This window comes from Thermoanaerobacterium thermosaccharolyticum DSM 571 (assembly GCF_000145615.1).
GTDB lineage: Bacteria > Bacillota > Thermoanaerobacteria > Thermoanaerobacterales > Thermoanaerobacteraceae > Thermoanaerobacterium > Thermoanaerobacterium thermosaccharolyticum.
On sequence record NC_014410.1, the window covers coordinates 425,711 to 439,468 of the forward strand.

The 13,758-nt window shown below is 37.5% G+C and carries 24 protein-coding genes; all 24 read left to right on the forward strand.

All coding sequences use genetic code 11. The annotated features are described in order from the left end of the window. Positions 1–4: 4 nt before the first annotated feature. The 24 genes from fusA (at position 5) to secY (ending at position 13,754) form a co-directional block, all read left to right on the forward strand. Positions 5–2,074, forward strand: coding sequence for an elongation factor G (gene fusA, locus TTHE_RS02130; RefSeq protein WP_013296974.1), 2,070 nt, complete (start codon positions 5–7; stop codon positions 2,072–2,074). 30 nt (positions 2,075–2,104) lie between these two features. After that, complete coding sequence (gene tuf, locus TTHE_RS02135; protein ID WP_013296975.1) at positions 2,105–3,307, forward strand: elongation factor Tu; 1,203 nt, start codon at positions 2,105–2,107, stop codon at positions 3,305–3,307. A 178-nt stretch (positions 3,308–3,485) separates the two neighbouring features. After that, the gene (gene rpsJ / locus TTHE_RS02140) at positions 3,486–3,794 is read left to right on the forward strand and encodes a 30S ribosomal protein S10 (protein WP_013296976.1); all 309 of its coding nucleotides are present in this window, start codon (positions 3,486–3,488) and stop codon (positions 3,792–3,794) included. Between the two features lie 55 nt (positions 3,795–3,849). Next, complete coding sequence (gene rplC / locus TTHE_RS02145; protein WP_013296977.1) at positions 3,850–4,479, forward strand: 50S ribosomal protein L3; 630 nt, start codon at positions 3,850–3,852, stop codon at positions 4,477–4,479. Positions 4,480–4,496: 17 nt separating this feature from the next. Then, entirely contained in the window at positions 4,497–5,117 is a 621-nt protein-coding gene (rplD, locus tag TTHE_RS02150) for a 50S ribosomal protein L4 (RefSeq protein ID WP_013296978.1), read from the forward strand. Further along, positions 5,117–5,410, forward strand: a complete 294-nt coding sequence (gene rplW / locus TTHE_RS02155) for a 50S ribosomal protein L23 (RefSeq protein ID WP_013296979.1) — start codon at positions 5,117–5,119, stop codon at positions 5,408–5,410. The genes rplD and rplW overlap by 1 nt, the downstream gene beginning before the upstream one ends. Positions 5,411–5,435: 25 nt before the next feature. Further along, positions 5,436–6,266, forward strand: coding sequence for a 50S ribosomal protein L2 (gene rplB, locus TTHE_RS02160; RefSeq protein ID WP_013296980.1), 831 nt, complete (start codon positions 5,436–5,438; stop codon positions 6,264–6,266). A 21-nt stretch (positions 6,267–6,287) separates the two neighbouring features. After that, positions 6,288–6,569, forward strand: a complete 282-nt coding sequence (gene rpsS / locus TTHE_RS02165; protein ID WP_013296981.1) for a 30S ribosomal protein S19 — start codon at positions 6,288–6,290, stop codon at positions 6,567–6,569. A 17-nt stretch (positions 6,570–6,586) separates the two neighbouring features. Next, complete coding sequence (gene rplV / locus TTHE_RS02170; RefSeq protein WP_013296982.1) at positions 6,587–6,919, forward strand: 50S ribosomal protein L22; 333 nt, start codon at positions 6,587–6,589, stop codon at positions 6,917–6,919. 14 nt (positions 6,920–6,933) lie between these two features. Beyond that, complete coding sequence (gene rpsC, locus TTHE_RS02175; RefSeq protein ID WP_013296983.1) at positions 6,934–7,599, forward strand: 30S ribosomal protein S3; 666 nt, start codon at positions 6,934–6,936, stop codon at positions 7,597–7,599. 2 nt (positions 7,600–7,601) lie between these two features. Continuing rightward, positions 7,602–8,036: a 50S ribosomal protein L16 gene (gene rplP / locus TTHE_RS02180; protein WP_013296984.1), complete on the forward strand. Its 435-nt coding sequence runs from the start codon at positions 7,602–7,604 to the stop codon at positions 8,034–8,036. Beyond that, positions 8,026–8,229 (forward strand): 50S ribosomal protein L29, encoded by a 204-nt coding sequence (gene rpmC, locus TTHE_RS02185; RefSeq protein ID WP_013296985.1) that lies wholly within the window; start codon positions 8,026–8,028, stop codon positions 8,227–8,229. The genes rplP and rpmC overlap by 11 nt, the downstream gene beginning before the upstream one ends. A 15-nt stretch (positions 8,230–8,244) precedes the next feature. Then, positions 8,245–8,499: a 30S ribosomal protein S17 gene (gene rpsQ, locus TTHE_RS02190; RefSeq protein ID WP_013296986.1), complete on the forward strand. Its 255-nt coding sequence runs from the start codon at positions 8,245–8,247 to the stop codon at positions 8,497–8,499. 19 nt (positions 8,500–8,518) lie between these two features. Beyond that, on the forward strand, positions 8,519–8,887 hold the full coding sequence (gene rplN, locus TTHE_RS02195; protein ID WP_013296987.1) for a 50S ribosomal protein L14: 369 nt from the start codon (positions 8,519–8,521) through the stop codon (positions 8,885–8,887). A 13-nt stretch (positions 8,888–8,900) separates the two neighbouring features. Continuing rightward, positions 8,901–9,224, forward strand: coding sequence for a 50S ribosomal protein L24 (rplX, locus tag TTHE_RS02200; protein WP_013296988.1), 324 nt, complete (start codon positions 8,901–8,903; stop codon positions 9,222–9,224). Positions 9,225–9,243: 19 nt separating this feature from the next. After that, positions 9,244–9,783: a 50S ribosomal protein L5 gene (rplE, locus tag TTHE_RS02205; protein ID WP_013296989.1), complete on the forward strand. Its 540-nt coding sequence runs from the start codon at positions 9,244–9,246 to the stop codon at positions 9,781–9,783. Between the two features lie 13 nt (positions 9,784–9,796). Beyond that, complete coding sequence (locus TTHE_RS02210) at positions 9,797–9,982, forward strand: type Z 30S ribosomal protein S14 (RefSeq protein ID WP_013296990.1); 186 nt, start codon at positions 9,797–9,799, stop codon at positions 9,980–9,982. 10 nt (positions 9,983–9,992) lie between these two features. Next, complete coding sequence (gene rpsH / locus TTHE_RS02215) at positions 9,993–10,391, forward strand: 30S ribosomal protein S8 (RefSeq protein ID WP_041587412.1); 399 nt, start codon at positions 9,993–9,995, stop codon at positions 10,389–10,391. Between the two features lie 22 nt (positions 10,392–10,413). Further along, positions 10,414–10,953, forward strand: coding sequence for a 50S ribosomal protein L6 (gene rplF / locus TTHE_RS02220; protein ID WP_013296992.1), 540 nt, complete (start codon positions 10,414–10,416; stop codon positions 10,951–10,953). 11 nt (positions 10,954–10,964) lie between these two features. After that, positions 10,965–11,330 (forward strand): 50S ribosomal protein L18, encoded by a 366-nt coding sequence (rplR, locus tag TTHE_RS02225; RefSeq protein ID WP_013296993.1) that lies wholly within the window; start codon positions 10,965–10,967, stop codon positions 11,328–11,330. Positions 11,331–11,344: 14 nt separating this feature from the next. After that, complete coding sequence (gene rpsE, locus TTHE_RS02230; RefSeq protein WP_013296994.1) at positions 11,345–11,848, forward strand: 30S ribosomal protein S5; 504 nt, start codon at positions 11,345–11,347, stop codon at positions 11,846–11,848. A gap of 10 nt (positions 11,849–11,858) precedes the next feature. Beyond that, on the forward strand, positions 11,859–12,044 hold the full coding sequence (rpmD, locus tag TTHE_RS02235; protein ID WP_013296995.1) for a 50S ribosomal protein L30: 186 nt from the start codon (positions 11,859–11,861) through the stop codon (positions 12,042–12,044). Positions 12,045–12,056: 12 nt separating this feature from the next. Continuing rightward, positions 12,057–12,497, forward strand: coding sequence for a 50S ribosomal protein L15 (rplO, locus tag TTHE_RS02240; protein WP_013296996.1), 441 nt, complete (start codon positions 12,057–12,059; stop codon positions 12,495–12,497). Then, positions 12,498–13,754, forward strand: a complete 1,257-nt coding sequence (secY, locus tag TTHE_RS02245) for a preprotein translocase subunit SecY (RefSeq protein ID WP_013296997.1) — start codon at positions 12,498–12,500, stop codon at positions 13,752–13,754. It abuts the gene before it with no gap. Positions 13,755–13,758: the final 4 nt, after the last annotated feature.

The window sequence follows — 13,758 nt, forward strand, 5'->3', positions numbered from 1 at the left end:
ATAAATGCCTAGAGATTACAGCTTAGATAAAGTTAGGAATATTGGAATTATGGCGCATATAGATGCTGGCAAAACTACAACTACCGAAAGAATACTGTTTTATACAGGAAAAGTCCATAAGATAGGTGAAGTGCACGAAGGCAATGCAACAATGGACTGGATGGAGCAGGAGCAGGAGAGAGGTATTACAATAACTTCTGCTGCTACAACATGCTATTGGAAAGATCACAAGATTAATATTATAGATACGCCGGGACACGTGGACTTTACAGTTGAGGTAGAACGCTCTTTAAGGGTGTTAGATGGAGCAGTTGCAGTATTTTGCGCAAAAGGTGGTGTTGAACCACAATCAGAGACAGTTTGGAGACAGGCAGACAAGTACAAAGTACCAAGGCTAGCATATGTCAACAAGATGGACATAATGGGAGCGGACTTTTTTAATGTCATTAAGATGATGAAAGACAGGTTAAATGCAAATCCTGTTGCGATACAGCTTCCTATTGGGAAAGAAGATACATTTGTAGGGATTATAGACCTAATAAAGATGGATGCGATTATCTATGAAGATGACTTAGGAACTATATCAGAAGAAGTCGAAATTCCAGATGATCTAAAGGATTTAGCTCAGGAGTACAGAGAAAAACTTTTAGAAGCTGTTTCAGAACAAGATGAAGCGTTAATGGAAAAATACTTAGAAGGTGAAGAGATAACTGAAGAGGAGATACATGCAGCATTGAGAAAAGGAACCATTAATAATGAACTTGTGTGTGTTACTTGTGGTTCTTCATATAAAAACAAAGGCGTACAGCCGATGCTGGATGCTGTTGTAAGGTATCTACCATCTCCTATTGATATACCTGCTGTAAAAGGTATGAAGCTTAATAGTGATGAGGAAATAGAGAGAAAGGCCGATGATAACGAGCCATTTTCAGCTCTTGCATTCAAAATAATGGCCGATCCATACGTTGGTAAGCTTGCGTTTTTTAGAGTATATTCAGGAACGCTTGAAGCAGGTTCATATGTTTTGAATTCTACAAAAGGGAAAAAAGAGAGAATTGGTAGAATACTCCAAATGCATGCAAATCATAGAAAAGAGATAGACAAAGTTTATACAGGTGACATAGCAGCTGCAGTTGGATTGAAAGATACTACAACCGGTGATACTCTGTGTGATGAAAATCAGCCTATTCTTTTAGAGTCAATGGAATTCCCTGAACCTGTTATAAGAGTTGCAATAGAGCCTAAGACAAAAGCTGCACAGGATAAAATGGCTGTAGCCCTTCAGAAACTTGCAGAAGAGGATCCGACATTTAAAACATATACAGATCAAGAGACGGGACAGACGATTATAGCCGGCATGGGTGAACTGCACTTGGAAATCATTGTTGACAGAATGAGGAGAGAATTCAATGTAGAGTGCAATGTTGGCAAACCTCAGGTTGCTTATAAAGAAACAATAACAAAGCCTGTACGTATTGAAGGTAAGTTTATAAGACAGTCAGGTGGCCGCGGTCAGTATGGACATGTATGGCTTGAAATGGAACCTTTGGAGAGAGGTCAAGGATATCAATTTGAGAATAAAATCGTTGGCGGTGTTATACCAAAGGAATATATACCTGCAGTTGATGCCGGTGTGCAGGAAGCAATGGAGAATGGTATCCTTGGTGGGTATGAAGTCGTGGACGTAAAAGTTTCTTTAGTAGATGGTTCTTACCACGAAGTTGACTCATCTGATATGGCATTTAAGATAGCTGGCTCAATGGCTTTCAAAGAAGGTATGAAAAAAGGCGGAGCTGTACTTTTAGAGCCTATAATGGAAGTTGAAGTTGTTGTGCCAGAAGAATATATGGGCGATGTAATGGGTGACATAAATTCAAGGCGTGGAAGAATTGAAGGCATGATGGACAGAGCTGGAGCCAAAGTAATTAGAGGCATGGTTCCACTAGCTGAAATGTTTGGTTATGCTACAGATCTTCGCTCAAAAACACAAGGAAGAGGCACATATACTATGCAGTTTAGTCACTATGAAGAAGTGCCTAAAAATATTGCTGATCAAATATTAGAGAAAAAGTAAAAATAAATTAATGTAAGGAGGAAAAAAGAAATGGCGAAGCAAAAATTTGAAAGAAAGAAACCCCATGCAAACATAGGAACGATAGGGCACGTAGACCATGGCAAAACGACGTTAACATCAGCAATAACAATAGTATTGTCAAAGCAAGGGATGGCACAAGCCACAGCATATGATGAAATAGACAAAGCACCAGAAGAGAAAGCAAGAGGAATAACAATAAACACAATGCACGTAGAATACGAGACAGAGAAAAGGCACTATGCGCATGTAGACTGTCCAGGGCACGCAGACTACGTAAAGAACATGATAACAGGAGCAGCGCAGATGGACGGAGCGATACTAGTAGTATCAGCAGCAGATGGTCCAATGCCGCAGACAAGAGAGCACATACTCTTAGCAAGGCAGGTAGGAGTACCATACATTGTAGTATTCCTAAACAAAGCGGACATGGTAGATGACGAAGAATTAATCGAACTAGTAGAGATGGAAGTAAGAGAACTATTAAACGAATATGAATTTCCAGGAGACGACACACCGATAGTAGTAGGCTCAGCATTAAAAGCAATGGAATGCGGATGCGGACAAAGAGACTGTCAGTGGTGCGGCAAGATATGGGAATTAATGGATGTAGTTGACAGTTATATACCGACACCAGAAAGAGATGTAGACAAGCCATTCCTGATGCCAGTAGAAGATGTATTCACAATAACAGGAAGAGGGACAGTAGCAACAGGAAGAGTAGAGAGAGGCAAATTAAAAGTAGGAGACGAAGTAGAGATAATAGGCTTATCAGACGAAAGCAAGAAGACAGTAGTAACAGGAGTAGAGATGTTCAGGAAGACATTGGACGAAGCAGAAGCAGGAGATAACATAGGAGTACTGTTAAGAGGAGTAACAAGAGATGAAGTAGAGAGAGGGCAAGTATTAGCGAAACCAGGGTCAGTAAAACCGCACACGAAATTTGAAGGACAAGTATACGTGTTAACAAAGGAAGAAGGCGGAAGACATACACCGTTCTTCAATGGATACAGACCACAGTTCTACTTCAGGACAACAGACGTAACAGGAGTAATAGAATTACCAGAGGGCGTAGAGATGGTAATGCCCGGAGACCATGTAACGATGACAATAGAATTAATAACACCGATAGCAATGGAAGAAGGATTAAAATTTGCTATAAGGGAAGGCGGACACACAGTAGGAGCCGGTGTTGTTTCCAAGATTCTTGCTTAATAAAAATGTGCTAATAGCTTAAGCTATTAGCACATAACTATTGTTTTGTCAAGACTTGAAATAATACGGTCTTTAAGGTAAACTAATAAAGTTGAACGAGATTTTTCAATAGAACTGAAAACACACGGATGAGTGTATATGGAATTAATGATTGCTTATATAGAAGGAGGGAAAAATTATGCCCAAACAGAAAATTCGCATAAGATTAAAAGCTTTTGACCATATGGTTTTAGATCAATCTGCTGAAAAAATAGTTGAAACAGCAAAAAGAACAGGCGCAGAAGTGTCGGGACCGATACCACTTCCGACAGAGAGAGATGTAATTACAATATTGAGAGCGCCACATAAATACAAAGATTCACGAGAACAGTTTGAGACGAGGACACATAAAAGGCTTATTGACATATTAAGTCCAACACCAAAGACTGTAGATGCATTGATGAGATTGGATTTACCTGCTGGTGTTGATATAGAGATAAAATTATAACAAATAATAAGAAATTATGACGCGCAAGCGTCCGATGATTTCAGGAGGGTAGAAGATGAAAAAAGCAATACTTGGCAAGAAACATGGAATGACTCAGATTTTTGTAGGGAATGAAATGATACCAGTCACAGTTGTAGAAGCAGGTCCATGTGTAGTTGTTCAAAAGAAGACAAAAGAAAATGATGGGTACGATGCTATACAAGTTGGCTTTGGTGATGTAAAAGAAAAAAGGCTTATAAAACCTTTAAAAGGCCATTTTACAAAAGCAAATGTGCCATTTAAGAAATATTTAAGAGAATTTAGATTGGATGATATATCATCATATGAAGTTGGCAGTGAAATAAAGGCTGACATATTCTCAGTCGGTGATAGAGTAGATGTAATCGGTACATCAAAAGGTAAAGGATTTGCAGGTGTAGTAAAGAGATACAATGCAAACAGAGGACCTATGGCCCATGGCTCTAAATATCACAGAAGACCAGGTTCTATGGGTGCAAGTTCAGATCCTTCAAGGACATTCAAAGGTAAGAGATTGCCTGGCCATATGGGAAATGAAAGAGTAACGGTACAGAATCTAGAAGTAGTAAAAGTTGATCCTGAGAAGAATTTGCTACTTATAAAAGGTTCGGTGCCAGGAATTAGGGGTTCACTTCTCATGATAAGGGACACTGTTAAAAGCAAGTAATGAAAGGAGGAAAATCGATGCCGAAAGTAGCGGTTTATAACATAAATGGTGAACAAATTGGTGAAATGGAATTGAGTGATAATGTTTTTGGCGTTGAAGTGAATGTACCTGTTATGCATGAAGTTGTCTTAAATTATTTGGCAAGTCAAAGGCAGGGTACTCATTCAACAAAAAGACGTGGCGAAGTTAGAGGTGGCGGTATTAAGCCATGGAGGCAAAAAGGCACAGGCAGAGCTCGCCAAGGAAGTATAAGGGCACCACAGTGGATTAAGGGTGGTGTTGTTTTTGGACCGAAACCAAGAGATTACAGCTACAATATTCCAAAGAAGGTTAAAAGACTTGCGCTAAAGTCTGCATTGTCATCAAAAGTAAGAGATAACGAAATAATAGTCATTGATGATATAAACATTGATGAACCAAAAACTAAAAAAGTTGCCGATATGCTGAAAAAATTTAATGTTAAAAATGCACTGATTGTTATACCTGAAGATAAAAAGAATGTGGTATTATCATCAAGAAACATACCAAATGTTAAGGCAGTGTATGCAAACAGCTTAAACACATATGATGTATTAAAATATGACAGATTCATAATAACAAAAGACGCTGTCAATAAAGTTGAGGAGGTGTATGCTTGATGGATGCTAGAGATGTAATATTAAGACCGGTTATTTCGGAAAAAAGTATGAATCTAATGAACGAAAGAAAATACACCTTCATCGTAAATAAGAATGCAAATAAGATTCAAATAAAACAAGCTGTTGAAGAATTGTTTGGTGTTGATGTTGAAAAAGTCTATACAATGAATTATATTGGAAAGCTAAAAAGAGTAGGAAGAAATGTTGGTAGAACCAGCAGTTATAAGAAAGCTATTGTTAAATTAAAGCCTAACAGCAAAGGAATTGAATTCTTTGAAGGATTGCAAGCTTAATACAGCAATTTAAGGAGGGAAAACAATGGGAATTAAAAAATACAATCCTACTTCACCTGGTAGAAGACAAATGACTGTCTTGACATTTGAAGAAGTAACAAAAGAAAAACCAGAGAAATCCCTGACAGTCAGTCTCAACAAAACAGGTGGGCGTAATGTATATGGCAGGATTACTGTTCGCCACCGTGGCGGCGGTCACAAAAGAAAATACAGGATCATAGATTTTAAAAGAGATAAAGACGGTGTACCAGGCAAAGTAGCTTCAATTGAGTATGATCCAAATAGATCAGCTTATATTGCACTTATTCACTACCTTGACGGTGAAAAAAGATATATTATTGCACCATATGGATTAAAAGTTGGTGACATAGTAGAATCTGGTGAAAATGTTGATATAAAAGTAGGCAATGCACTTCCACTCTACAATATTCCTGTTGGTACGTTTATTCACAATATTGAATTAGTAGCTGGAAAAGGCGGTCAATTGGTGAGAGCGGCTGGTTCAATGGCACAGTTGATTGCGAAAGAAGGAGATTATGTACAAGTAAGAATGCCATCTTCAGAAGTTAGGCGGATTAGATCAAACTGCAGAGCGACAATTGGACAAGTGTCTAATTTAGATCATGAAAATGTAACGATCGGTAAAGCAGGTAGGTCTAGATGGCTAGGAATCAGGCCGACAGTCAGAGGTTCAGTTATGAACCCAGTTGATCACCCACACGGTGGTGGTGAAGGAAAGGCTCCTATAGGACATCCAGGACCAATGACTCCATGGGGTAAACCAGCTCTTGGTTATAAGACACGTAAGAAAAACAAGTCTACTAATAAAATGATTGTAAAAAGTCGTAAAGCTTAGTTGGGAAGGGAGGCTATAATTTTGAGTAGATCCTTAAAAAAAGGCCCATATGTTGATGAGAAGCTATTAAAAAAAATAGAAGAAATGAACAAGAAAAATGAGAAAAAGGTTTTGAAGACATGGTCAAGGAGTTCCACTATATTTCCTCAGATGGTTGGTCACACTATAGCTGTACATGATGGAAGAAAGCATGTGCCTATATACATTACAGAGGATATGGTTGGTCATAAATTAGGAGAATTTGCTCCAACACGTACATTCCACGGCCATTCAGATACTGAAAAGTCTTCAAAAGTTCAATAGGCAAAGGAGGTAATAGTGTGGAAGCGAAGGCAGTTGCAAAATATGTAAGAATTTCACCTCAAAAAGCTGGCCTTGTTATGAATATGATACGCGGGAAAGATGTTAATGAGGCATTGGCAATACTAAAATTTACACCTAATAAAGCAGCTGGCATTGTAGAAAAAGTATTAAAATCAGCGATTGCAAATGCTGAAAATAATTTTGGACTTGATAGAGATAATCTGTATGTGGCGAAAGCTGTGGCGGATCAGGGTCCAATAATGAAGAGAATGATGCCAAGGGCAATGGGTAGATCAAATTTGATGAGAAGAAGAACGAGTCATATAACAGTAGTTGTCAATGAAAAATAAAAAGGAGGGATAAAATGGGTCAAAAGATTAATCCTCGTGGCTTAAGAGTTGGTGTATCGCAAGATTGGGATGCAAAATGGTTTGCAAAGGATAAAGATTTTAGTGATCTTTTGATAGAAGATATAAAGATAAGAGATTTTATTAAAAATAAGATTTACGCTTCAGGTGTTCCGAAAATTGAAATAGAAAGAGCTGCAAATAGAATAAAGATCGATGTGTATACTGCAAAACCAGGAATGGTAATTGGCAAAGGTGGCGCAGGAATTGAAGAATTGAGGCAGGAAATCGAGAAGATGACTAACAAAAAAGTCATCATAAATATTGTGGAAGTAAAAAATCCAGAACTTGATGCTCAATTAGTAGCTGAAAATATTGCTTCACAGCTTGAAAGAAGGATCTCATTTAGAAGAGCAATGAAGCAGTCAATATCAAGAGCAATGAAACAGGGTGCTAAGGGTATAAAAATAGCATGTTCTGGAAGGTTAGCAGGTGCAGAGATTGCTCGCACTGAAAGATATCATGAAGGTGTTGTGCCGCTTCAGACATTAAGGGCAAATATAGATTATGGATTTGCAGAAGCAAATACTACGTATGGCAAGATCGGCGTTAAAGTTTGGATTAACAAAGGAGAGATATTGCCACAGCCGAAGAAACAGGTAACAGCGGAAGGAGGCAAATAATCATGTTGATGCCTAAAAGAGTTAAATATAGGAAACAACAAAGAGGCAGGATAAAAGGCAATGCTACAAGAGGAAATACATTGAGCTATGGTGATTATGGCTTACAAGCACTTGAGGGCGGTTGGATAACAGCAGTACAGATAGAGGCTGCCAGGGTCGCAATGACAAGGTATATAAAGAGGGGCGGAAAAGTATGGATAAAGATTTTCCCAGATAAACCTGTAACAGAGAAACCAGCTGAAACACGTATGGGTTCTGGGAAAGGATCTCCTGAGTACTGGGTAGCTGTTGTAAAACCAGGTAGGGTGCTTTTTGAGATAGCCGGTGTAAATGAAGATATTGCAAGGGAAGCTTTAAGATTAGCTAAACACAAACTGCCTATAAAAACGAAGTTCATAAAACGTGAAGAATTGGGTGGTGAAGAGAATGAAGGCTAAAGAGATTAGGGAATTGACAGATGAAGAATTGTTGCAGAAGCTTTCCGATTTAAAGGGAGAACTTTTTAACCTTAGGTTTCAACTTGCCACTGGTCAATTAGATAATCCAATGAGGGTTAGAGATGTTAGGAAGTCTATCGCAAGAATTAAGACAATCTTAAGAGAAAGAGAACTTGGCAAGTTGAATGCATAGAAAGGAGGATTTAAATTGGAAAGAGGCATGAGAAAAGTTAGAATTGGAAAAGTAGTTAGCAACAAGATGCAGAAGACGATAGTTGTTGCTGTTGAAGATAGAATAAGGCATCCACTTTACAATAAAATAATAAGACGTACAAAGAAATTTAAGGCTCACGATGAAAATAATCAATGCAATATTGGTGATGTAGTAAAAATCATGGAAACGAGGCCTTTAAGCAAGGAGAAGAGATGGAGGCTTGTAGAGATAATTAAAAAAGCAGAATGACTGAAAGGAGGTATTTGGAATGATACAGCCTCAAACAATATTAAAAGTTGCAGATAATACTGGTGCTAAAGAGATTATGTGTATACATTTGATGGGTGGTTCAACTAGAAAGTTCTCAAATATAGGTGATATAATAGTAGCTTCTGTCAAAAGTGCAACACCCGGAGGTGTTGTAAAAAAAGGTGATGTAGTTAAAGCTGTTATAGTAAGAACAAAGAAAGGTATAGCAAGAAAAGACGGCACGTATATAAGATTCGATGATAATGCGGCTGTCATAATAAAAGATGATTTACAACCTAGGGGGACTCGTATTTTTGGACCAGTTGCTAGAGAATTAAGAGAAAAAGATTTTATGAAGATAATCTCACTTGCACCGGAAGTTCTATAAGGAGGTGTGACAATTGGAGAGAAAAAAACTTCATGTAAAAAAAGGCGATATAGTCACAGTAATTTCAGGGCAAGACAAGGGAAAAAAGGGCAAAGTGTTAAAAGCATTGCCTAAAGAAGGAAAAATTATTGTAGAAGGTGTGAATGTAGTAACAAAGCATAAAAAAGCACGTGGGCCGCAGGATCAAGGCGGAATAATACATCAAGAAGCACCTATTTATTCGTCTAAAGTTATGTTATTTTGCAATAACTGTGGGACTGGCGTGAGATATGGTGTTAAAATTCTTGCTGATGGTGAGAAGATAAGATATTGCAAAAAGTGCGGAGAAACATTATAAGAGTGAAAGGAGGTATATCATGGCAAGGCTTAGAGATAAATATATAAACGAAGTAGTACCTGCTCTTATGGCAAAGTATTCTTATAAAAACATAATGCAAGTACCGAAATTGGAAAAAATAGTTTTAAATATAGGACTTGGTGAAGCAAGAGAAAATCCAAAAGCGATAGAAGCTGCTTCTAATGACTTGGCTGTAATAACAGGTCAGAAACCAGTAGTTACAAAAGCAAAAAAATCAATAGCAAATTTCAAGATACGTGCAGGCATGCCTATAGGTGTTAAAGTAACATTAAGAGGCGAAAGAATGTATGAATTTGCTGATAAGTTATTTAATGTAGCATTGCCAAGGGTTAGGGATTTTAGAGGTCTTCCAACAAAATCTTTCGACGGCAGGGGAAATTACTCATTTGGCATAAAGGAACAACTTATATTCCCTGAAATTGATTATGATAAAATTGATAAAGTAAGAGGAATGGATATCATATTTGTTACGACAGCTAAAAATGATGAAGAAGCAAGAACACTCTTGGAGCTTATGGGAATGCCGTTTGCAAAGTAAAGGAGGTATATAAATGGCCAGAAAGGCATTGATATTGAAACAAAAAAAGACCCCTAAATTTAGTACAAGAGCTTATAACAGATGTAAAATTTGTGGGCGACCACATGCATATATCAGGAAATATGGAATATGCCGTGTTTGTTTTAGAGAATATGCTCATCAAGGCATTATTCCAGGCGTAAAAAAAGCAAGCTGGTAAGAGGGGAGGTATTGAAATGACAGATCCAATAGCAGATATGCTTACACGTATAAGAAACGCAAATATAGTTAGACATGAAACAGTAGAGATACCAGCATCAAATACAAAAAGAGCAATAGCAATGCTTATGCTTCGTGAAGGATTTATTAAAGCAGTAGAAGAAATAGATGATGGTAAACAAGGTATTTTAAAATTAACACTGAAATATGGGCCAAATAAAGAAAGAGTTATATCAGGCCTTAAAAGAATAAGCAAACCGGGTTTGAGGGTTTATGCAAAAAGCAATGAAATTCCAAGAGTTTTAGGTGGCCTTGGTATGGCAATCATATCAACATCTAAAGGAATAATGACAGATAAAGATGCTAAAAAAGAAGGAGTCGGAGGAGAAGTTCTCTGCTATATCTGGTAATTCAAAATAGGAGGTGTAAAGTGTGTCTAGAATAGGGAAACAACCAGTAGATATTCCAAAAGATGTAACAGTTACAGTTAATGATAATCATGTTATAGTAAAAGGACCAAAAGGTACTCTTGAAAGAGATTTTCCAAATCTAGTTAATATATCTGTAGAAGATAATAAAGTCGTTGTAACAAGAAACAGCGATGATAAAGAAGCAAGAGCTATGCATGGAACAACTAGAGCTTTGATTCAAAACATGGTAAAAGGTGTAAGTACTGGATATGAAAAAAGCCTTGAGATTGTTGGTGTAGGTTACCGTGTTGCGAAACAAGGTAAAAAAATTGTTTTAACAGTTGGCTATTCTCATCCAGTAGAAATAGAAGAAGAACCGGGCATTGAATTTGCAGTTGATGGTGCAAATAAGATTACCGTGAAAGGTATTGATAAACAAAGAGTTGGTGAGGTAGCTGCAAGCATAAGGAAAGTAAGGCAACCAGATGCTTACAAAGGAAAAGGTATCAGGTATGTTGGAGAACATGTAAGGCTAAAAGAAGGCAAAACAGGTAAGAAGTAAGGGGTGATAATATGATATCAAAAATAGATAGACGATTGACACGGAAAAGGCGTCATCTAAGAGTCAGGAAAAAAATTTCTGGAACAAGCGAAAGACCAAGACTTAGTGTGTACAAAAGCTTAAGCCATATATATGCACAGCTGATTGATGACGTAAGGGGCGTTACTTTAGCACATGCTTCTACATTAGATCCAGAATTGAAGAATGTTGCTAAAGGTGCGAATAAGGAGTCAGCAAGATTAGTAGGCAAATTAATTGCGAAAAAAGCTCTTGAAAAGGGAATTAAGGATGTAGTTTTTGATCGCGGTGGATATATATATCATGGTACGATAAAAGAATTAGCAGATGCTGCAAGAGAAGGCGGTTTGAATTTTTAATAAGGAGGGAAATCATGGCTCGTATTGATATATCAAATCTTGATTTAAAAGAAAAAGTTGTAAGTTTAAATCGTGTTGCAAAAGTTGTCAAAGGTGGAAGGAATTTCAGATTCAGCGCAACGGTAGTTGTTGGAGATCCTGAAAAGGGTTATGTCGGCGTTGGAACCGGGAAATCCGCAGAAATTCCTGAAGCAATTAGAAAAGCAGTCGAAGATGCTAAGAAGCATCTTATAAAAGTTCCAGTAGTAGGAACTACAATTCCACATGATACGATAGGAGTTTTTGGGGCCGGAAAAGTTTTATTAAAACCGGCTAAGGAAGGTACCGGAGTAATTGCAGGAGGTCCTGTGCGTGCTGTACTTGAATCAGCAGGAATTAAAGACATACTGACAAAATCTTTGGGATCAGCTAATTCTACAAACATGGTATATGCAACGATTGAAGGATTGAAATCATTAAAGACTGCAGAGGAAGTAGCAAAACTGCGTGGAATTCCTGTTGAGCAATTGCTTGGATAGGAGGATTGAAATGGCAAAATTAAAAGTGACATTGGTAAGAAGTACTATAGGCCGTGAGAAATCACAAATAGATACTGTAAGAGCATTGAAGTTGAGAAAAATAGGAAGCAGTTCAGTTTTAGATGATACACCACAAGTAAGAGGTATGATTAACAAGGTTAAACACTTAGTAAGTGTTGAAGAAGTAAATGAATAGGAGGTGTGGACATTGAGACTTCACGATTTAAAACCAGCTGAAGGTGCAAGAAAGGAAAGAAAAAGAGTTGGCAGAGGTATTGGTTCGGGGCTAGGAAAGACATCTGGACGTGGACATAAAGGTCAGAAGGCTAGAAGCGGTGGAAATATAAGACCAGGTTTTGAAGGTGGACAGATGCCTTTAACAAGACGCTTGCCAAAGAGGGGATTTACGAATATCTTTAAGAAAGAATACGCTATTGTCAATTTAAGCCTGCTTGATAATTTTGAAGATGGAACTGTAGTAACTCCAGAACTTTTAATCGAGAAAGGGATTATCAAAAAAATCAAAGATGGCGTAAAGATATTGGGTTCAGGTGATCTTAATAAAAAGTTAACTGTAAAAGCGCACAAGTTTAGTAAGTCTGCTGTAGATAAAATAGAATCCGTAGGGGGAAAGGCAGAGGTGATATAAATGCTAAAGACCCTTGTCAATGCATGGAAGGTTGCGGACATCAGAAAAAAAATAATTTATACCGTGTTGATGCTTTTGGTATTTAGACTTGGATCTCATATACCAGTACCTGGTATAGATCCAAATCAAATTAAAAACATATTGGGACAAGGAACACTTTTTGGGTTTTTTGATATAATTTCAGGTGGTGCATTCCGCGATTTCACAATATTTGCTATGAGTATTGTTCCATACATTAATGCATCAATTATAATGCAGTTATTAACTATAGCTATACCTTCATTAGAACAGATGGCAAAAGAAGGCGAAGAGGGAAGAAAGAAAATTGCTCAATATACGCGTTATATGACAGTAGTGCTTGCATTAATTCAGGCTATAGGAATGACGATAGGGTTAAGAGGTGCAGTAATTAATCCCAATTTTCTCAACTTAACAATAATTGTATTAACATTGACAGCGGGTACATCATTCTTAATGTGGCTAGGTGAGAGGATAACGGAAAATGGTGTTGGAAATGGCAGTTCTCTTATAATTTTTGCTGGTATTCTAGCTAGAATACCTAATATGATCTATACTACAATACAGTATGTAGGTGCTGGAACAGCTAACATATTTGGTGCTATAGCGTTCTTGATTGTCATACTTGTTATGGTTGTTTCAATCATATTGATGTCAGAAGGACAAAGAAGAATACCTGTTCAATATGCTAAGAGGGTTGTAGGCCGTAAAGTATATGGAGGACAATCAACTCATATACCATTAAGAATAAATATGGCTGGTGTTATTCCTCTGATATTTGCGCTTTCACTTCTGCAATTTCCACAGCAGATAGCTACATTTTTCCCTAAATCGGCATTCTACGCTTTTACAGAAAAATGGCTCGGAACAAATGGATGGATATATAATGTATTGAATGTTCTCCTTATAATATTCTTTACCTACTTCTATACAGCGATAATATTTAATCCTGTAGAGATATCCGACAATATGAAGAAGTATGGTGGATTTATTCCAGGTATTAGGCCTGGAAAGCCAACGACGGATTTTATTACTAGAGTTATGAATAGAGTAACATTTGTAGGTTCAATATTTTTAGCTGTTGTTGCAGTGCTTCCTGTTATAATGATGAATGTTACTGGTCTGCAACTATACTTTGGCGGTACGGCATTGTTGATTGCTGTTGGTGTGGCACTTGAAACTATGAAGCAGATTGAAGGGCAACTCATAATGCGTAACTACCAGGGATTCTTGAGATAGTCAG